This is a genomic window from Streptomyces sp. NBC_00370, assembly GCF_036084755.1.
In the GTDB taxonomy this organism is placed as follows: domain Bacteria; phylum Actinomycetota; class Actinomycetes; order Streptomycetales; family Streptomycetaceae; genus Streptomyces.
On sequence record NZ_CP107968.1, the window covers coordinates 2,864,002 to 2,882,767 of the forward strand.

The 18,766-nt window shown below is 69.2% G+C and carries 15 protein-coding genes and 2 tRNA genes; 6 read left to right on the top strand and 11 right to left on the bottom strand.

The annotated features are described in order from the left end of the window. Positions 1-1,506, bottom strand: a complete 1,506-nt coding sequence (gene folC / locus OHS57_RS12645; protein ID WP_328581972.1) for a bifunctional tetrahydrofolate synthase/dihydrofolate synthase — start codon at positions 1,504-1,506, stop codon at positions 1-3. Positions 1,507-1,588: 82 nt separating this feature from the next. Beyond that, positions 1,589-4,210 (bottom strand): valine--tRNA ligase, encoded by a 2,622-nt coding sequence (locus OHS57_RS12650; RefSeq protein WP_328581973.1) that lies wholly within the window; start codon positions 4,208-4,210, stop codon positions 1,589-1,591. A gap of 136 nt (positions 4,211-4,346) precedes the next feature. On the opposite strand from OHS57_RS12650, the gene OHS57_RS12655 reads away from it, so the two are divergent. Then, the gene (locus OHS57_RS12655; protein ID WP_041989755.1) at positions 4,347-5,351 is read left to right on the top strand and encodes a hypothetical protein; all 1,005 of its coding nucleotides are present in this window, start codon (positions 4,347-4,349) and stop codon (positions 5,349-5,351) included. Between the two features lie 80 nt (positions 5,352-5,431). Here the strand turns inward: OHS57_RS12655 and clpX are convergent, their stop codons facing one another. The 5 genes from clpX to OHS57_RS12680 form a co-directional block, all read right to left on the bottom strand. Then, positions 5,432-6,724 carry an ATP-dependent Clp protease ATP-binding subunit ClpX gene (gene clpX, locus OHS57_RS12660; RefSeq protein ID WP_041989752.1) on the bottom strand — a complete coding sequence of 431 codons (1,293 nt, stop codon included), beginning with the start codon at positions 6,722-6,724 and terminating at the stop codon, positions 5,432-5,434. A gap of 168 nt (positions 6,725-6,892) precedes the next feature. Continuing rightward, positions 6,893-7,567 (bottom strand): ATP-dependent Clp protease proteolytic subunit, encoded by a 675-nt coding sequence (locus tag OHS57_RS12665; RefSeq protein ID WP_041989749.1) that lies wholly within the window; start codon positions 7,565-7,567, stop codon positions 6,893-6,895. A 64-nt stretch (positions 7,568-7,631) separates the two neighbouring features. Further along, the gene (locus OHS57_RS12670; RefSeq protein WP_031231653.1) at positions 7,632-8,237 is read right to left on the bottom strand and encodes an ATP-dependent Clp protease proteolytic subunit; all 606 of its coding nucleotides are present in this window, start codon (positions 8,235-8,237) and stop codon (positions 7,632-7,634) included. Between the two features lie 350 nt (positions 8,238-8,587). Then, positions 8,588-10,000 (bottom strand): trigger factor, encoded by a 1,413-nt coding sequence (gene tig, locus OHS57_RS12675; protein ID WP_328581974.1) that lies wholly within the window; start codon positions 9,998-10,000, stop codon positions 8,588-8,590. Positions 10,001-10,179: 179 nt separating this feature from the next. Continuing rightward, positions 10,180-10,256, bottom strand: a tRNA-Pro gene (locus OHS57_RS12680). 169 nt (positions 10,257-10,425) lie between these two features. Between OHS57_RS12680 and OHS57_RS12685 the strand changes: the two genes are divergently transcribed. Further along, positions 10,426-10,496 (top strand) — tRNA-Gly (locus OHS57_RS12685). Positions 10,497-10,597: 101 nt separating this feature from the next. Here the strand turns inward: OHS57_RS12685 and OHS57_RS12690 are convergent. Continuing rightward, positions 10,598-10,792 carry a hypothetical protein gene (locus OHS57_RS12690; protein WP_041989743.1) on the bottom strand — a complete coding sequence of 65 codons (195 nt, stop codon included), beginning with the start codon at positions 10,790-10,792 and terminating at the stop codon, positions 10,598-10,600. Positions 10,793-11,249: 457 nt separating this feature from the next. Here OHS57_RS12690 and OHS57_RS12695 point away from each other — a divergent pair, with 457 nt between their 5' ends. Then, the gene (locus OHS57_RS12695; protein ID WP_328581975.1) at positions 11,250-12,494 is read left to right on the top strand and encodes an acyltransferase family protein; all 1,245 of its coding nucleotides are present in this window, start codon (positions 11,250-11,252) and stop codon (positions 12,492-12,494) included. Here the strand turns inward: OHS57_RS12695 and OHS57_RS12700 are convergent. Both OHS57_RS12700 and OHS57_RS12705 read right to left on the bottom strand, forming a co-directional pair. After that, on the bottom strand, positions 12,448-12,891 hold the full coding sequence (locus tag OHS57_RS12700) for an HD domain-containing protein (protein ID WP_041989740.1): 444 nt from the start codon (positions 12,889-12,891) through the stop codon (positions 12,448-12,450). The two genes, OHS57_RS12695 and OHS57_RS12700, sit on opposite strands and share 47 nt — an antisense overlap. Positions 12,892-12,958: 67 nt before the next feature. Continuing rightward, a complete protein-coding gene (locus OHS57_RS12705; protein ID WP_328581976.1) occupies positions 12,959-13,768 on the bottom strand; it encodes an ABC transporter ATP-binding protein in 810 nt (269 codons plus the stop codon). Between the two features lie 253 nt (positions 13,769-14,021). Here OHS57_RS12705 and OHS57_RS12710 point away from each other — a divergent pair, with 253 nt between their 5' ends. Continuing rightward, positions 14,022-15,254: a cation:proton antiporter gene (locus tag OHS57_RS12710; protein ID WP_328581977.1), complete on the top strand. Its 1,233-nt coding sequence runs from the start codon at positions 14,022-14,024 to the stop codon at positions 15,252-15,254. Positions 15,255-15,271: 17 nt separating this feature from the next. Here OHS57_RS12710 and OHS57_RS12715 read toward each other — a convergent pair whose 3' ends face one another. Then, positions 15,272-16,417, bottom strand: coding sequence for a PP2C family protein-serine/threonine phosphatase (locus tag OHS57_RS12715; protein ID WP_041989734.1), 1,146 nt, complete (start codon positions 16,415-16,417; stop codon positions 15,272-15,274). Between the two features lie 107 nt (positions 16,418-16,524). Here OHS57_RS12715 and OHS57_RS12720 point away from each other — a divergent pair, with 107 nt between their 5' ends. Both OHS57_RS12720 and OHS57_RS12725 read left to right on the top strand, forming a co-directional pair. Further along, a complete protein-coding gene (locus OHS57_RS12720) occupies positions 16,525-17,760 on the top strand; it encodes a GNAT family N-acetyltransferase (protein ID WP_328581978.1) in 1,236 nt (411 codons plus the stop codon). Between the two features lie 211 nt (positions 17,761-17,971). After that, positions 17,972-18,766 carry a putative protein N(5)-glutamine methyltransferase gene (locus OHS57_RS12725; RefSeq protein ID WP_328581979.1) on the top strand — a complete coding sequence of 265 codons (795 nt, stop codon included), beginning with the start codon at positions 17,972-17,974 and terminating at the stop codon, positions 18,764-18,766.

Here is an 18,766-nt window from a genome sequence, read left to right on the forward strand (position 1 = left end):
TCAGCCCCTTCCCAGGAGTAGCCGGGCCTCGCCGACCGTGATCACGGACCCCGTCACCAGGACACCCGCCCCGGCGAACTCGCTCTCCTCCTCGGCGAGCGTGATCGCCGCCTCGAGAGCGTCGTCGAGACGCGCCTCGACCTGCACCCGGTCGTTGCCGAACACCTCGACCGCGATCCCGGCCAGCTCGTCCACGTCCATCGCGCGATGGCTGGAGTTCTGGGTGACGACCAGTTCCTGGCAGATCGGCTCCAGCGCTTCGAGCACGCCGCGCACGTCCTTGCCCTCGCTGGACCCCACCACCCCGATGAGCCTGCTGAAGCCGAACGACTCGCTCAGCCCCTCGGCCGCCGCGCGGGCACCCGCGGGGTTGTGCGCCGCGTCCAGCACCACCGTCGGCGAGCTCCGCACGACCTCAAGACGGCCCGGCGAGGAGACGGAGGCGAACGCCGCCCTGACCGTGTCCATGTCCAGCCGGCCCGACTGCTCGGCGCCGATCCCGAAGAACGCCTCGACCGCGGCGAGCGCCACGGCCGCGTTGTGCGCCTGGTGCGCGCCGTACAGCGGCAGGAACACCTGCTCGTACTCACCGCCGAGGCCGCGCAGGGTCATCAGCTGGCCGCCGACCGCGATCTCCCGGGCCAGCACCCCGAACTCCATGCCCTCGCGGGCGACCTTCGCCTCCACCTCGGTGGCCTTCTTCAGCATCACCTGCGCCGCGTCCACCGGCTGCTGCGCCAGGACGACCGTCGCTCCCGGCTTGATGATCCCGGACTTCTCCACGGCGATCTCGCCCGAGGTACTGCCGAGCCGGTCCGTGTGGTCCAGGTCGATCGGGGTCACCACGGCGACCTGCGCGTCGATCACGTTCGTCGCGTCCCACGTGCCGCCCATGCCGACCTCGACCACGCCGACGTCGACCGGGGCGTCGGCGAAGGCCGCGTACGCCATGCCGGTCAGCACCTCGAAGAACGAGAGCCGGTACTCCTGCTCCGCGTCGACCAGTTCGACGAACGCCTTGATGTCCTCGTACGTCTCGATGAACCGCTCGGCGGAGATCGGGGCGCCGTCCAGGCTGATCCGCTCGGTGATCGACTGGACGTGCGGGCTGGTGTAACGCCCGGTGCGCAGCTCGAAGGCGCCGAGCAGCGCCTCGATCATGCGGGCGGTCGACGTCTTGCCGTTGGTGCCGGTGATGTGGATGGTCGGGTAGGCGCGCTGGGGGTCACCCAGGACGTCCACCAGCTTCTCGATCCTGACCAGCGAGGGGTCGAGCTTCGTCTCGCCCCAGCGCCCCGCGAGCTCCTGCTCGACGGCGCGCAGCGCCTTGTCCACCTCGGGGTCGGCGGGCCGGGCCGGCAGGCCCTCGTCCTGCCGCGGCTTCGCCTGGGCGCGCAGGGTGCGGCTGCCTGCCTCGATCACGGCGAGGTCGGGGTCGCGGGTCGTCTCGGCATGGACGATGTCGTCGAATTCTTCGTCGGGCTGGTCGGGCTGGTCGTCGCTCACACGACCAGTCTACGGAGCGGCAGGAGCGCCGGACGCCCCGGCGGTGGGCCGGGGCGTCCGGGTGCGGCGTCAGTCGTTCGGGTCAGCTCTCGGGCAGGCCCGCGATCTGTGCGGTGAGGCGGGCGATGTCCGCCTCGGCCTTGGTCAGCCGGCCGCGGATCTTGTCCACGACGTTGTCGGGGGCCTTCGCCATGAACGCCTCGTTGGCGAGCTTGGCCGTCGCCTGCGCCTTCTCCTTCTCCGCGTTGCCGAGGTCCTTCGTCAGCCGCTTGCGCTCCGCCTCGACGTCGATCGTCCCCGACAGGTCGAGGGCCACGGTGGCACCGGCGACCGGCAGGGTCGCCGTCGCGTGGAAGCCCTCGCCCTCGGGCTGGAGGCGCAGCACCTGGCGGATGGCCGCCTCGTGCGCCGCCAGGTCCGTACCGGACAGGTCGAGCCGGGCCGGGACCTTCTGGCCCTGCTGGAGACCCTGGTCGGCCCGGAAGCGGCGGACCTCCGTGACGACCTGCTGGAGGTTGCCGATCTCGCGTTCGGCCGCCTCGTCACGGAAGCCGCTGTCGACCGGCCAGTCGGCGATGACCACGGACTCCTTGCCGGTGAGCGTGGTCCACAGCGTCTCGGTGACGAACGGGACGACCGGGTGCAGCAGCCGCAGCGTGACGTCGAGGACCTCGCCGAGGACCCGTCCGGAGACCTTGGCCTGCTCGCCGCCGGCGAAGAACGTCGTCTTGGACAGCTCGACGTACCAGTCGAAGACCTCGTCCCACGCGAAGTGGAAGAGCGCGTCGGACAGCTTGGCGAACTGGTAGTCGTCGTAGAACGCGTCGACCTCCGCGACCGTGGCGTTGAGCCGCGAAAGGATCCAGCGGTCCGTGGCGGACTGCTCGGCGACGGGGGGCAGGTCGCCCTCGACCGTGGCGCCGTTCATCATGGCGAACCGGGTGGCGTTCCAGATCTTGTTCGCGAAGTTCCGCGAACCCTGGACCCAGTCCTCGCCGATCGGGACGTCGACACCGGGGTTGGCACCGCGCGCGAGCGTGAAACGCACCGCGTCGGAGCCGTACTTGTCCATCCAGTCCAGCGGATTGACCGCGTTGCCGAAGGACTTCGACATCTTCTTGCCGAACTGGTCACGGACCATGCCGTGCAGGGCGATGGTGTGGAACGGCGGGGTGCCGTCCATGGCGTACAGACCGAACATCATCATCCGGGCGACCCAGAAGAACAGGATGTCGTAGCCGGTGACGAGGACCGAGTTCGGATAGAACTTCTCCAGGCTCGGGGTCTGTTCGGGCCAGCCGAGGGTCGAGAAGGGCCAGAGCCCGGACGAGAACCAGGTGTCGAGGACGTCGGTGTCCTGGTACCAGCCCTCGCCCGTGGGCGCCTCGTCGTCGGGTCCGACACAGACGCTCTCGCCGTTCGGGCCGTGCCAGACAGGGATGCGGTGGCCCCACCACAACTGCCGTGAGATGCACCAGTCGTTGAGGTTGTCGACCCAGCCGAAGTACCGGGGCTCCATCTCCTTCGGGTGGATCGTGACCCGGCCGTCCCGGACGGCGTCGCCCGCCGCCTGGGCGAGCGGGCCGACCTTGACCCACCACTGGAGCGAAAGCCGCGGCTCGATCGTCGTCTTGCAGCGCGAGCAGTGGCCGACGGAGTGGACGTACGGACGCTTCTCCGCGACGACCCGGCCGTCCGCCCGCATCGCCTCGACGATCGCGGAGCGCGCCTCGAACCGGTCGAGGCCCTCGAAGGGGCCGGGCGCGGTGATGACCGCGCGCTCGTCCATGATCGTGAGCGTCTCCAGGCCGTGGCGCTGGCCGATCGCGAAGTCGTTCGGGTCGTGCGCCGGGGTCACCTTGACGGCGCCCGTGCCGAACTCCGGGTCGACATGCTCGTCGGCGACGACCGGGATGCTGCGGTTGGTGAGCGGGAGCTTGATCTGCTTGCCGATGAGATGCGCGTACCGCGCGTCGTCGGGGTGGACGGCGACGGCCGTGTCACCGAGCATCGTCTCGACCCGGGTCGTCGCGACGACGACCGTCTCGTCGCCCTCGCCGTACTTCAGCGAGACCAGCTCGCCGTCGTCGTCCTGGTACTCGACCTCGATGTCGGAGATCGCGGTCAGACAGCGCGGACACCAGTTGATGATCCGCTCGGCGCGGTAGATCAGCTCGTCGTCGTAGAGCTTCTTGAAGATCGTCTGGACGGCCTTGGACAGACCCTCGTCCATGGTGAAGCGCTCACGCGACCAGGCGACACCGTCGCCGAGCCGGCGCATCTGGCCGGAGATCTGGCCGCCGGACTCTTCCTTCCACTGCCAGACGCGCTCGACGAACGCCTCGCGGCCGAGGTCCTGACGGGACTTGCCGTCCTTGGCCAGCTCGCGCTCGACGACGTTCTGCGTGGCGATGCCGGCGTGGTCCATCCCCGGCTGCCACAGCGTCTCGTAGCCCTGCATGCGCTTACGGCGGGTCAGGGCGTCGATGATCGTGTGCTCGAAGGCATGGCCCAGGTGGAGCGAGCCCGTGACGTTCGGCGGCGGGATGACGATCGTGTACGGCTGCTTGTCGCTCTTCTCGTCCGCCTCGAAGTAACCGCGTTCTACCCAGCGCTCATACAGCTTCCCCTCCACCTCGGCCGGCGCGTACTGGGTCGGCAGTTCGGGGTTGCTGGCTGGCTGCGCTTGAGAGTTCTCGGTCACGCGCCCCAGTTTAGAGGTGTCACAGCCCTGTACTGAAACGAGTTGCTGGGTAACGGTGCGGCACCCGATGCCCCACGTCGCGCGACCTTCCGACAGGATGTTCGGAACAGATAAGTACACGGAGGGGAAAGCGCACATGAGTGACAACCAGCCGGGCCCGTACGGCGGGCAGCAGCCTCAGCAGCCTGGTCCGTACGGTCAGCCGGGCCCTTACGGCCAGCAGCCGCCGCAGGGCCAGCCTCAGCCCGGCTACGGTTACCCGCAGCAGCCCCCCGGGGTGCCCCCGCAGGGCCAGCCCCCGCAGCCCGGCTACGGCTACCCGCAGCAGCCCGCGGGCGCGCCGAACCCGTACGGACAGCCGGCCCAGCCGGGTCCCTACGGCCAGCCGCCGCAGCAGCCCCCGTACGGTGCGCCCGGCTACCCGCCGCCGGACGGCCAGCCCAAGAAGAAGAAGACCGGGCTGATCATCGCCGCCGTCGTGGTGGCGCTCGCCGTGATCGGCGGCGGCGCCTACTTCCTGACCTCCGGCGACGACGGCAGTTCGATCGCCGACGACGGCCCGCACAAGCTGGTCACACCGGCGACGGTGCTCAAGGGCGAGTACAAGAAGAGCGATTCGGCCGGCAGCGACAGCGGCATGACGCAGAGCGACCTCAAGGACGCCGAGAAGTGGGGCATCAAGAACCCCAAGGACGTCGACGCCTCCTACCAGTCGGGCAGCGAGGACGACCCGCTGAGCGCCAAGGCGCTGTCCTTCGGCGGGGTTTACGGTCAGATCGACGACCCGGAGAAGGTCGTCGACGCCATGTTCGCCTACCTGAAGACCCAGTCGCAGAAGGAGCAGAGCTCCGACGACAGCACCGGCGAGCTGGTGGGCAGCCCGAAGGCGGTCACGCCCGAGGGGCTGGACGGCGCGGTCATGAAGTGCCAGAACGTGAAGATCAAGGACAACGACCCGTCGGCCACGGCCAAGGGGCCGAAGGAGATCAACGTCCCGGTCTGCATCTGGGGCGACCACAGCACCGTCGCCTTCACCACGGCGGTCGATGTCGCCGGCGCCCTCACGGGCAAGGGCACGGACCTGGACGAGGCGGCCTCCATCGCCGCGAAGCTCCGCAACGACGTGCGCGTCAAGCTCTGACCTCAGGCACCCGGCGTACGACGAAGGCGCCCCACCGAACCGGTGGGGCGCCTTCGTCGTGTATCAGGTGCGGCCAGGCCCTACGCCGACTTCTCGTGCCGGCCGTCGTTCTTGACGATCCGCGGCTCGCGCGGGACCAGCGTCGGGTTCACATGCGAGTGGACCACGTCTTCCGTGATGACCACCCGGGCCACGTCCTTGCGGGACGGGACCTCGTACATCACCGACTGGAGGACTTCCTCCATGATGGCGCGCAGCCCGCGCGCCCCGGTGCCGCGCAGGATCGCCTGGTCGGCGATGGCCTCCAGCGCCGGGCGGTCGAACTCCAGCTCCACGCCGTCGAGTTCGAACAGCCGCTGGTACTGCTTCACCAGCGCGTTGCGCGGCTCGACGAGGATCTGCAGCAGCGCCTCGCGGTCCAGGTTGTGCACCGAGGTCAGGACGGGCAGCCGGCCGATGAACTCCGGGATCATCCCGAACTTCACCAGGTCCTCCGGCATGACCTCCTGGAACTGGTCGCTCGCCTCGATCTCGCGCTTCGAGCGGATCGTCGCCCCGAAGCCGATGCCCTTCGCGCCGGCCCGTGACTCGATGATCCGCTCAAGACCGGAGAAGGCGCCGCCCACGATGAACAGCACGTTCGTCGTGTCGATCTGGATGAACTCCTGGTGCGGGTGTTTCCGGCCGCCCTGCGGCGGTACCGAGGCCGTGGTGCCTTCGAGGATCTTCAGCAGGGCCTGCTGCACACCCTCGCCCGAGACATCGCGGGTGATCGACGGGTTCTCGCTCTTGCGGGCGACCTTGTCGATCTCGTCGATGTAGATGATGCCGGTCTCGGCCTTCTTGACGTCGTAGTCCGCGGCCTGGATCAGCTTCAGCAGGATGTTCTCGACGTCCTCGCCGACGTAACCGGCCTCGGTCAGCGCCGTGGCGTCCGCGATGGCGAACGGCACGTTCAGCATGCGGGCCAGGGTCTGCGCGAGGAGCGTCTTGCCCGAGCCCGTGGGGCCCAGCAGCAGGATGTTGGACTTCGCGAGCTCGATCGCGTCGTCCCGGTTGGCGCCGCCGCCGTTCTCACCGGCCTGGACGCGCTTGTAGTGGTTGTACACCGCTACCGAGAGGGCCTTCTTCGCCGGCTCCTGGCCGACGACGTAGCCCTCGAGGAACTCGTAGATCTCCCGGGGCTTGGGCAGTTCCTCCCAGCGCACCTCGGAGGTCTCGGCCAGCTCCTCCTCGATGATCTCGTTGCAGAGATCGATGCACTCGTCGCAGATGTACACACCGGGACCTGCGATGAGCTTCTTCACCTGCTTCTGGCTCTTGCCGCAGAACGAGCACTTGAGCAGGTCGCCGCCATCACCGATGCGTGCCACGAGGTGCTTCCCCTTCGCCTGGGAGCAGCTTGCTTCAGCGGCTCCTGTGCCTCATATCCGACGGTACCTTGCCCGGGCCCCCGTTCGGGCCCCCCTTGGCACGGTTCACATTCCCGGGCGACATCGTCGCCGCGACGCGGTGCGATCCGTGCCAAGAGCGCCGGGGCCTCAGGCTGCCGCTGCGGCCGTGGTCTTACGGGTCGAGACGATCTGGTCGACCAGACCGTACGCCAGCGCGTCCTCGGCGGTGAGGATCTTGTCGCGCTCGATGTCGTCGCGGATCTTCTCGATCGGCGTGGTGGAGTGCTTGGCCAGCATCTCCTCCAGCTGGGAGCGCATCCGCAGGATCTCGTTGGCCGCGATCTCCAGGTCGGAGAGCTGCTCACGGCCGGTCTGGCTGGACGGCTGGTGGATCAGCACGCGGGCGTTGGGCAGCGCCAGTCGCTTGCCGGCGGTGCCGGCGGCGAGCAGCACGGCTGCGGCGGAGGCCGCCTGTCCCATGCACACGGTCTGGATGTCCGGCTTCACGAACTGCATCGTGTCGTAGATGGCGGTCAGAGCCGTCATCGAGCCGCCGGGGCTGTTGATGTAGATGGAGATGTCGCGGTCCGGGTCCATCGACTCCAGGCAGAGCAGCTGCGCCATGACGTCGTTGGCGGACGCGTCGTCGATCTGCACGCCGAGGAAGATCACGCGCTCCTCGAAGAGCTTCGCGTACGGGTCGTACTCGCGCACGCCCTGCGAGGTGCGCTCCACGAAGCGCGGGATGACGTAGCGGTTGTCCACCTGCGGGCCGGTGTAGAGGCCGCTCGCGGAGTAGTCGTTCATGTGGGTGTTCACCATCCTGGTGGCGTTCGCTGGAAGGGGGCCTGGCCGGCTGATCGGGGGCTGGTCGCGGCGAGAGCGCTCAGGCCCCGGTGCCGCCGCCGCCCGGAACACCCGAAGCAGCGGAGATGATCTCGTCGATGATGCCGTACGACACGGCTTCCTCGGCGGTGAACCAGCGGTCACGGTCACCGTCGCGGATGATCGTCTCTTCGGTCTGACCGGTGTGGCGCGCGGTGATCTCGGCCATGCGCTTCTTCGTACGGAGCAGCTGCTCGGCCTGGATCTTGATGTCGGACGCGGTGCCGCCGAGGCCCGCCGAGCCCTGGTGCATGAGGATGTCGGTGTTGGGCAGCGCGAAGCGCTTGCCCGCCGTGCCGCCGGTCAGCAGGAACTGGCCCATCGAGGCCGCCATGCCCATACCGATGGTGACCACGTCGTTCGGGATGTACTGCATGGTGTCGTAGACGGCCATGCCGGCCGTGACCGAGCCACCGGGGCTGTTGATGTAGAGGTAGATGTCCTTCTCGGGCTCGGCCGCGAGGAGGAGCAGCTGTGCTGTGATCTTGTTGGCGATGTCGTCGTCGACCTGCTGGCCGAGGAAGATGATCCGCTCGCCGAGCAGTCGGCTGTAGACCTGGTCGCCGAGGCCACCACCGAGGGACGGTTCACCGGCGGCGTAGGGCATCAGATTCGTCACGTATCCACCTGCTCGTCTCTGACGGCTGCGGCCGTCTCAGCGTCTTCGTTCCGAGGGACGGGGAACTCCCCGAGCCTCGTATTCATGGACCCTAACGCGCTGGTGGGCGGGCGCCATCCCGCTTCCGTTGCTGTTCGCTGGGAGCGCAAGGTAGTTGGGGCTCCGTACGGCCCTGAGCGCCCCTCTGCGGGCCTTGGGGTCTTCCCCCGCCTGCGGGGTCCGGTGACGCCTTCCGACGCCTGTGCGAGGCCCCTGGACGCGGTCATGGAGGCGGGGAACGAGGCGGGCCCCGGACGCGTGTCGCGTCCGGGGCCCGTCACCGCGAGAGCGGGGCCGGCTCAGGCCTCGGTCTTGTCGGACTTCTCGGTGCCGTCGGTGTCGGCGGCGGGAGCGTCGGCAGCCGCCTCGGCAGCCGGGGTCTCCTCGTCGTCGGCGTCCTCGTCGTCGTCCAGCTCGACGGGCTCACCGTTGGTGTCGACGACCTTCGCCGCCTCGACGACCACGGCGAGCGCCTTGCCGCGGGCGACCTCGCCGACGAGCATCGGCACCTGGCCGCCTTCGACGACCGCCTGGGCGAACTGGTCGGGCGCCATGCCGGAGGACTGCGCGCGCCGCATGAGGTGCTCGGTGAGCTCCTCCTGGTTGACGTTCAGCTTCTCCTTGTTGACCAGCTCGTCGAGGATGAACTGGGTCTTGATGCCCTTGACCGCCTGCTCCTTGGTCTCGGCCTCCCACTCCTCCTCGGTCTGTCCCTGGATCTCCAGGTACTTCGCGAGGTCGAGGCCCATCTGACCGAGCTGGTGGTGCTCCAGGTTGTGCTTACGGGTGTTGATCTCGTCCTCGAGGAGCTTCTCGGGGATCGGCACCTCGGCCAGCTTCAGCAGCTCGTCGAGGACGCGCTCCTGGGCCTGGGTGGCCTGGTCGTACTGCTTCATGGACTCGAGGCGCTTGCGGCTGTCGGCCTTCATCTCGTCCAGCGTGTCGAACTCGCTGGCGAGCTGGGCGAAGTCGTCGTCCAGCGCGGGCAGCTCACGCGCGGCGACCGCGGTGACCTTGACGGTGACCTCGGCGGTCTTGCCCTCGGCTGCGCCGCCCTTGAGCTCGGAGGAGAAGGTGGCTTCGCCGCCGGCCTCCAGGCCGGTGACGGCCTCGTCGATGCCGTCGAGCAGCTCGCCGGAACCGATCGTGTACTCGACGGCGTTGGCGACGCCGTCCTCCAGGATCTCACCGTCGATCTTCGCCTCGAGGTCGATCGTCACGACGTCGCCCTCGGCGGCGGGGCGCTCGACGGGGTTGGTGGAGGCGAAGCGGTCGCGCAGCTGCTCGACCGACTTGTCCACGTCCTCGTCGGTGACCTCGACGGAGTCGACGGTGACCTCGATGCCCGAGTAGTCGGGGATCTCGATCTCCGGGCGGATGTCCACCTCGGCGGTGAAGGACAGCAGCTCGCCGTCCTTCAGCTCCTTGATGTCGACGTCGGGCTGGCCCAGGACATTGAGCTCACCCTCGTTGACGGCCTCGGTGTAGAACTTCGGGAGGGCGTCGTTGACGGCCTCCTCCAGCACAGCACCACGGCCGAACCGCTGGTCGATGACCCGGGCCGGGATCTTGCCCTTACGGAAGCCCTTCACCGTGACCTGCTGGTTGATCTTCTTGTACGCCGCGTCGAGGCTGTCCTTGAGCTCCTCGAAGGGCACCTCGACTGTGAGCCGAACCCGAGTCGGGTTCAGGGTCTCCACGGCGCTCTTCACGGTTCGGTCTCCTTGGTGGCTGATTCTTGGGTTCTGCTGTGTCCGCCGCACTGCGGCGGCCCAGCGGATTCGGCCCGGTTCCTCAGAGACTCTTCAGACACACGGGCACGCAGCTTGCATAGTAACCGCAAGGAGGAAGCGCCCCACAACGCGATCTTGAAGTGATGTGACTGATCTGATGGTCGGGGTGGCCGGATTCGAACCGACGACCTTCCGCTCCCAAAGCGGACGCGCTACCAAGCTGCGCCACACCCCGTCGGTGCGACACGTAGGGTACATGCCCGGCGCACGGCACAGGACTGCTTTTCCGGGCGCGTGGCGGACGGGCGCCACGGGTGTGCGGCGAACGCCGTGGAACCGCTACGATGCTCTCCGTACCGCGGTCGCCCGGACGGGCTGTTGGACGTCCGTGACCTGCGGTGCACGCGGGCGTAGCTCAATGGTAGAGCCCTAGTCTTCCAAACTAGCTACGCGGGTTCGATTCCCGTCGCCCGCTCAGAGCGCTCCACGGCCCGATCAGGTGAGTACCTCACCGGTCGGGCCGTTGTCGTTCCCGCGCCCGGCGCCGACCGGGGACGGCCGACGCGGGTCGGGGGCTCAGAAGTTGATCTGGTTGATCGTGTCGGCTATCGAGTTCAGGAACCGGTTCACCGACGGAGCCATGTCGGTGGAGGCCAGGAAGAACCCGAAGAGGATCGCGACAATCGCTGGTCCGGCCTTGATGGATCCCCCGCGGATGAGCACCACGAGGATGATCGCCAACAGCAGCACCACAGACAGTGAAATGGCCACAACTGATCACACCCTCGGTCGGTCCGCCTTGCCGGCCGCGGGACAGCATCACGTCGCCCACCCCGCTGTGACCATCGTGCCACCAACCTCCCCCCGGGTGTTGCCCGGTGACGAATCATCGCCGTCGGGTTCACGCCATTCGAACGCCCCGCGCGCCGTGGGGTCCGCGCCGGCGACGCGCGGGGGCGCGGCTCGGCCGCCGTCAATGCGAATACGAATTCGAGATCATCGTTTCGATGTACACACAGGTTATTCACAGACGTTTCGAGCGACCGCCCGACTGGTCCGGGTGAGGTAATTCACCCGAAGTCCACCCCCGTACGCGGGTTGCCGATATGCCCCGGTTAATGAGTGTTAAATGGTGCATATCGGCAGGTTGTTGTCGGTGTCAGATTTCACCGACCGGGCCCCGCGCGAGGTTTTACGAATTACATTCGGCGACGCTAGTGTGCGTGAGATGGTTCAGGCTCCAAACGGTTATGAGAGGACTCCGCTTCCCCCGACCCGGGAGGTCAGGTCCGGTCGGCACGGCTCCGCTACGGCGCTGTCGGCGCCCTCAGAGATGGCCGACACGCGCACGGTGGCCGATCGGCAATCCACAGAATCGACCGCGGGGCGACGCCCCGCGTCCACCAAGCGAGACGCGTTCTTCGACAACGCGAAGTATCTGGCGATCGTGTTGGTGGCCGTGGCGCACTCGTGGGAGCCGGTCATGGACGGCAGCCGCGCCACGAAGGCGCTGTACATGGTCGTCTACAGCTTCCACATGCCGGCCTTCATCATCATCTCCGGCTACTTCTCCCGGAGTTTCACGGCCCGCCCGCAGCAGATCAAACGGCTGGTCACCGGCGTTGCCGTGCCGTACATCGTCTTCGAGACCGGCTACTCGCTGCTCAAGTGGGCGGCCCAGGAGCCCCACAAGCTGTCGATAAGCCTCACCGACCCCTGGTTCCTCACCTGGTTCCTGATCGCCCTGTTCGTATGGCGGCTGACCACCCCGCTCTGGCGTGCGATCCGTCATCCGCTGCCGCTCGCCCTGGTGGTCGCGGCGCTCGCCTCGTTCTCCCCCGGCATCGGCAACGACCTGGATCTGCAGCGGGTGCTGCAGTTCCTGCCGTACTTCGTGCTGGGGCTGTGCCTCAAGCCCGAGCACTTCCAGCTGGTGCGGCGGCGTGAGGTCCGGCTGCTCGCGCTGCCGCTCTTCCCGGCCGCCGCCGTCTTCGCGTACTGGATCGCGCCGAGGATGCAGAACGGCTGGCTCTACCACAACACCAGCGCACAGCAGCTGGATCACGTGTGGTGGACGGGGCCGCTGATGACGGCGGGGCTGTTCTGCTGCTCCCTGCTGCTGACCGCGGGGTTCCTGGCGTGGGTGCCGCGGCGCGCGATGTGGTTCACGGTGCTCGGCACCGGCACGATCTGCGGCTATCTGCTGCACGGCTTCCTGATCAAGGGAGCGGGGTTCGCCGGGGTGTTCGACACGTACACCTGGCTGAGCGACCCGGCGGGCGAGGCGCTGCTGTCGGTGCTGGCCGCCGTGGCCGTGACGCTGCTGTGCACGCCGCCGGTGCGGCGGCTGTTCCGGTTCGCCACGGAGCCGGAGATGGCGTGGGGCTTCCGGCGGGACCTGGATCCCGCCGCGCCCGCTGCGGCAGCTACGGCGCGGCCAGCAGGCGGCGCATCGTCGCGTACTTCTCGGTGAGCCGGAGCCTGGTCGGCTCGTCGAGTACGGCGAGGCGTTCGGGATCCGCGTTGTGCGCCAGGTCGGACTCCTTGATCAGGAGCGCGCCCGGCGTGGCGACTATGCGCCGGCTGTAGGCGGCCAGGTCCTCGCCCTCCCTCTTGGTCAGGGCGAGGACCATCTCCTTGACGGGGTCGGGCAGTTCGACCGCTTCGAGCCAGCCGAGCGAGAGCGCCCCGTCCTCGATCGCGTCGTGCAGCCAGGCGGCGGCGATCTGCTCGTCCGTACCGCCGCGCGCGGCGACGCCCTCGGCGACGGCCTGAAGATGCTCGGTGTACGGACGGCCCGCCTTGTCGGTCTGGGCGGCATGGGCCTTGCGGGCGGTGGCTTCCACCTCGCCGAGGGTCAGATACGTCATGGCCCGAACTTTAGGCAGGCCAGTCCGTGTTTGGGTACGGGTCCGTGGGGGCGGCGGCCCGTGCGGGCTACGCGGCGGCGAAGGCCGGCGCGGTCAGCGCCGTCATCCGCGCCGCGATCCGGGCGGCGTCGGCGCGCGGCAGGCTGTCCGCGATCGAGCCGTCGGCGAGGAAGAGGACCCGGTCCGCGTAGGCGGCGGCCGCCGGGTCGTGGGTGACCATGACGACCGTCGCGCGCAGGGTGTCCACGGCGTCCCTGAGCAGGGTGAGCGTCTCGGCGGCCGTGGTGGTGTCGAGCGCCCCGGTCGGCTCGTCGGCGAAGAGCACGTCGGGACGGGCGACGAGCGCGCGGGCGATGGCGACGCGCTGCTGCTGTCCGCCGGACAGTTCCGAGGGGCGGCGGTGCGCCTTGTCGCCGAGGCCGACCTGGGCCAGCACCTCCGAGGTGCGGCGCCGGTCGGGGCGGTGTCCTGACAGCCGTACGGGCAGGTCGACGTTCTCCTGGACGGTGAGCGCGGGCAGCAGGTTGAAGGCCTGGAAGACGAAGCCGAGCCGGGTGCGGCGCAGGACGGTGAGTTCGTTCTCACTCATGCCCGTGATGTCGGTGCCGCCGAGCCGTACGGATCCGGAGGTGGGGCGGTCGAGCCCGGCGGCGCACTGCAGGAACGTGGACTTGCCCGACCCCGAGGGGCCCATGACGGCGGTGAACGTGCCGCGCGGCAGGGCGAGGTCGATGCCGCGCAGGGCGTGCACGGCGTTGGCGCCTTTGCCGTACTGCCGCCGTACGTCGACGAGTTCGACCGCCGGGGCGTGCCGGGCGTCGGGGGTGCCGTACTGCTGGTCGGAGCCGGTGCCGGTACGTGCGCGCCGCAGTCCCATGGTGGAGTCCGCCTTCTCTCGCCGGCTTCGCTTCGCCGATTCTGTGTGCCTTCGACGCTAGAGAACGCGCAGGTCCGCGGCCATGGAGTCCCCCGGCGGACCCGGGGTGGGGCTACCCCCAGGACCGGTTTTCAGAGTTGCGGAGTAAATCCTTTGGTAAACTAACCTTTGGCGTAGACTTGACTATTCGTTGACCTTGCATGCCCTGTACGGGAGGATTGAGCCCATCGGACACGCAGAGACCCTCATAGCCATGGGCGGCGCCTTCCTCGCTGCCGCCCTGCTCGCCCGCCTCGGCAGCCGTATCGAACTGCCCACCATCCCGCTGTTCATCCTGGCCGGGATTCTCCTCGGTCCGCACACCCCCGGCATCGTGCTGGTCTCCGACCCGCACGACCTCGAAATGCTCTCGGCCCTCGGCCTGGTGCTGCTGCTCTTCTACCTCGGTCTTGAGTTCCACATGGACGATCTCAAGACCGGCGGGCGCAAGATGGCGCTCGCCGGAGGCACCTATCTCGCGCTGAACGTCGGCGCGGGGCTCGGTTTCGGCTTCGCCCTCGGCTGGGGCATGTCGGAGGCGCTGGTGCTGGCGGGAGTGCTCGGTATCTCGTCGTCCGCCATCGTGACCAAGGTGCTGGTCGACCTCGGCCGGATCGGCAATCCGGAGACGAAGCCGATCCTCGGCATCATCGTCGTCGAGGACATCTTCCTGGCGCTCTATCTCGCCGCGCTCCAGCCGATCCTGTCCGGCGCGACCAGTTTGCAGGCCGCGCTGATGGACGGCGGGAAGGCGTTCGGGTTCCTGCTGCTGCTGGCGCTGGCGGCCCGGTTCGGCACGAAGGTCATCGGCCGGCTGATGAACACGAAGGACGACGAACTGCTCGTCATCTCCTTCCTCGGCGCCGCCGTGTTCGTCGCGGGCGTCTCCGAGTGGTTCGGGGTCGCCGACGCCATCGGCGCCTTCATGGTCGGTCTGATGCTCGGCAGTACGACGTCGGGCGAGCGGATCCGCAAGCTCGTCCACCCGCTGCGGGACGCGTTCGGCGCGATCTTCTTCTTCGGCTTCGGACTCTCGATCAACCCGGGGGATCTGCCGAGCGTGCTCTGGCCGGTGCTGGCGGCGGTCGGGGTGACCCTCGCGATGAACGTCTTCGCCGGTCTCGCGGCTGCGCGGGTCTACCGCTTCGGCGCGGGCCAGGCGGCGAACATCTCGACCACGCTGCTGGCGCGCGGCGAGTTCGCCCTGATCCTCGCGACGATGGCAGCGGCGGCGGGCCTGGACCCCCGACTGGCGCCGTTCATCGCGGGCTACGTCCTGGTGCTGGCCGTCCTCGGCCCCCTGGCCGCCGGCCGATCGGCCTGGCTGGCCCGGATCCTCCCGGGCTCCGCCTTCAGCCGCGCGGCCACGCCGGAGTTGGGCGCGGAGCCGACGACGGAACCGCTGCCGGAGCCTGAGCCGCTGGAAACGTCCCGACGGTCCGGGTGAGGCGCGGCATTCCCGGCTCAGGCCTCGCGGCAGATCAGCAGCAGGGCTCTGTCGTCGTTCACGTTCTTCGCCACCGCCTCGATCAGATGCCAGGCCGCGCCCTCGAAGCCCGCCGTCACATAGCGGTCGGCCTCGCCCGTGAGGCGGTCCACGCCTTCGGAGAGGTCGCGGCCGGGGATCTCCACCAGGCCGTCGGTGAACAGCATCAGTACGTCGCCGTGCGCCAACGAGCCCTTGACCGCGTCGAACTGGGCTCCGTCGTAGACACCCAGCAGCGGGCCCTCGCCCGACTTCTCCTCCCAGCGACCGCTTCCCGCGTGCAGTTGCAGGGCGGGCAGATGTCCCGCCGAGAGGAGTTCGTAGTCGCCCGAGTCGAGGTCGAGTACGAGGTGGATGGAGGTGGCGAAGCCCTCGTCCCAGTCCTGCCGGAGCAGATAGCCGTTGGCCGCCGGGAGGAAGCCGTGCGAGGGGAGCGAGCCGAGCAGACCGCCGAACGCGCCCGACAGGAGCAGGGCGCGGGAGCCCGCGTCCATACCCTTGCCCGAGACGTCGGTGAGGACGACTTCGAGCGTCCGGCCGCCGTTGGTGCGGGCGGCGACCACGAAGTCACCGGAGAAGGACTGGCCGCCCGCCGGGCGCAGCGCCATCTCGCGGTGCCAGCCCTCCGGCAGCCGGGGCAGCGCGCTCTGTACGCGGATACGTTCCCGCAGGTCGAAGAGCATCGTCCCGCCGCGCCGCCACGGCACCCCGACCCTGGCCCTGAACTGGGCGATGAGCAGCCCGAAGAGACCGCAGGCGGCGACCACGAGCACGGTGCCGGGGGTGACGCGTGAGGCGCCTTCGTCGTACGGGCCGAGGACTATCGATTCGACGATGAGCGCCACGGCGGACGCCGCGTACAGCGCGAGCAGGCTCGCCGGGCGCAGCAACAGCCCGCCGGCCACGATCGGCAGGACCAGCGCGGCGGGCGCGCACCAGACCGGGACGGCGAGGGTGGTGACGGTGATGGCCGGGATGAAGAGCAGCAGCCCGATGAAGGCGATCCAGTCGGAGCCGTCACCGCGGAAGTAGTCGACCCCGGATTTGCGCACGACGTTGCGGACCCGGTGCAGTCGCCTGCGCATCCGGGCCGAAAACGAGTCCGCTCCCGCGACACCGGCCATTGTTGTGGACCCTATCGATCCGGTCGCCCGTCGTGCAGGGGGACCCCCATGACATTGTGTTCGAAATCGGGTCGCCTTGTCACCGTAACCCCTGGTACTGATGGCATATGACCAAAGAGCTGCGGGTGCTGCGCACGTCGGAATGGGACCGTTGGTACGAGGCGTTCTTGCTCGCCTTCGGCGGGGCCGGGGAGTCCGCCGAGGAACAGGCGCTGTGGGCAGGACTGGCGGAGCACGACCGCTTCATCGGCGTCTGGGACGGCGACGAATGCGTGGGTACGGCAGGGGCGTTCAGCTTCCGGGTGACCGTGCCCGGCGGCGCTTCGGTGCCCGCCGCCGGCGTGACCATGGTGAGCGTGGGGGCGACGCACCGGCGGCAGGGCGTGCTCACGTCGATGATGCGCCGGCAGCTCGACGACGTACGGGAGTGGGGCGAACCGCTCGCGGTGCTGACCGCGTCGGAGCCGCCGATCTACGGGCGGTTCGGGTACGGCGCCGCGACGCAGAAGCTCTCGCTGGACATCGACTCGTCGCGGGTGCGGGTCGACGCACCGCTGGGGACCGACGGCGTACGGCTGCGCCGCGCGCGGTCCACCGATCCGGAGGTGCAGCGTGTCTGTGAGGAGCTGTACGCGGCGGACGTCGCTGTCCGCCCCGGTATGACGGCCCGCACGGCCGGGTGGGACCGGGTGCAGTTCTTCGACCCCGCGGACGACCGGCACGGCAAGTCGGCGTCGCAGTGCGTGCTGGCCGAACGGGACGGCGAGAGCGTCGGGTTCGTGCTGTTCCAGACCAAACCGGAGTTCGACACCAGAGGGCCCAAGGGCACGGTCCATCTCCATCATCTGCACGCGCGGGACGCGGCGGCGTACGCGGCGCTGTGGCGCTTCCTCTTCGACATCGATCTGACGTCCACGGTCAGCGTGAACAACCGCCCGGCCGACGACGCGATCCAGCATCTGGTCTCCGACGTGCGGCGCAGCAGCATGCTGCTGCGGGACGGGCTGTATGTGCGGCTCGTCGAGGTGGGTGCGGCGCTCGAAGCCCGCACGTACCAGGCGCCGGTGGATGTGGTGATCGAGGTCGAGGACAGCTTCTGCCCCTGGAACGAGGGGCGTTGGCGGCTCTCCGGTGACGCGAAGGGCGCGTCCTGCGAGCGCACGGCCGATCCGGCGGAGCTGTCCCTCTCGGCGCGGGAGCTGGGCGCCGCCTATCTGGGCGGGGTGACGCTGTCGTCGCTGGCTCGGGCCGGCCGGGTGCGGGAGCTGCGGGAGGGCGCGCTGGCCGCCGCTTCGCCCGCGTTCGCCTCGGACATCGCGCCCTGGCTGCCGCACGGCTTCTGAACGGTTCCGGTGAGCGGTTCCGGGCGGCGGGCGGCGGGAGCCGCTCGGGTAGAGTGAGGGCGTCTTCAGACACGTACGACCGAGGAGGTGGGACCCATTACCGCTGGCGCAGGCCGGGTGTCCCTCTCCCACGGCAGCGCGGTACGTCCGGCGTAGCCGGGCCCGCGCACCGGGGCCGAGGGAGCGCTCGCAGGCTTCCCGAAAGGCTTCCATGTCGACCTCACCGTCACCCCTTCCGCTCTCCGCCGTTGTCACCAGGCTCCGGGCCGCCGGCTGTGTCTTCGCCGAGGACGAGGCGGAGTTGATCCTCTCCACCGCCGCTTCACCCGCCGAACTCACCGCGATGGTGGAGCGGCGGGCCGCCGGACTCCCCCTCGAACATGTCCTCGGCTGGGCCGAGTTCTGCGGGCTGCGGATCGCCGTCGACCCCGGCGTCTTCGTACCGCGCAGGCGCACCGAGTTCCTGGTCCAGCAGGCGGCCGAACTCGCCGGCCCGGGCTCCGTCATCGTCGATCTGTGCTGCGGCTCGGGGGCGCTCGGCGCCGCGCTCGCCGCGCGCCCCGAACAGCGCGCGGCGGAGCTGTACGCCGCCGACATCGACCCCGTCGCCGTCCGGTGCGCGCGGCGCAATGTGGCGGCGGCCGGCGGGTCGGTCTACGAGGGCGATCTGTACGATCCGCTGCCCGCGTCGCTCAGGGGCCGGGTCGACGTCCTGCTGGCCAATGTGCCGTACGTGCCCACCGAGGAGATCGAACTGCTGCCGCAAGAGGCCCGGGTGCACGAGGCGCGGGTGGCGCTCGACGGCGGCGCGGACGGCCTCGACGTACTGCGCCGCGTGACGGCCGAGGCCGCGCGCTGGCTGGCGCCGGGCGGCCATCTGCTGTTCGAGACGAGCGAGCGGCAGACGGCGCGCGCGGTGGCCACGGTCGCGCGCGACGGTCTCAAGCCACGGGTGGCGGGCTCGGAGGAGCTGTTCGCCACCGTCGTCATCGGCACCCGGGCCTGA